Below are 477 nucleotides of genomic sequence, written 5' to 3'. Positions count from 1 at the left end.
ATATTCGGAAAGTCTGTGCCTTGCCAGAATGGAACACGGTCTACCCCGCAATAACTTCGTGCAGCAGGAAGCTGCCGACCCGCGTGTCAGCAACTTGCCATGACGGGCAGCCACATCAGTGATGTGCATCACTTCAATTGACAGCTCGCCGGGTGCTGGTGAATCTAGGTGCGGGTGGGCGGAGAAGGGTGGGGGTTGGATAGCTATGCGTCCAGAGGATAAGCAACACTTCGAAATTGGAATGAACAACCCAAATCCGAGTGATATGGATGTGGGTTGGCTACTCACGGAGTCGCGCCGCCTGCTCGATCACGCGATAGCCAAACACCACAGCGTCCGCAGAGAGACCGGAGACATCGTCCGATTGCGGCCCGGAGCGGGGTGGGAACACAATCTGCAGGGATTGCTGCAACGCGTTCGCAGAGAAGCCCTGCTCGCGGTAGCGAGCCCGCTGCGGATCCAGGCGAACTACCAGCC

General features: G+C 58.5%; 1 protein-coding gene. It reads right to left on the bottom strand.

Annotated features, from left to right (window positions below):
• Positions 1-280 precede the first annotated feature (280 nt).
• Positions 281-477 (bottom strand): hypothetical protein (locus AC07RN_RS21050; RefSeq protein ID WP_478337228.1); only part of this gene is annotated, 197 nt, incomplete at its 5' end.

Source organism: Lelliottia sp. GFLA7 (assembly GCF_056490165.1).
Note: the sequence above shows the minus strand (reverse complement) of the source record. Positions and strands in the feature narration are given on the sequence as shown.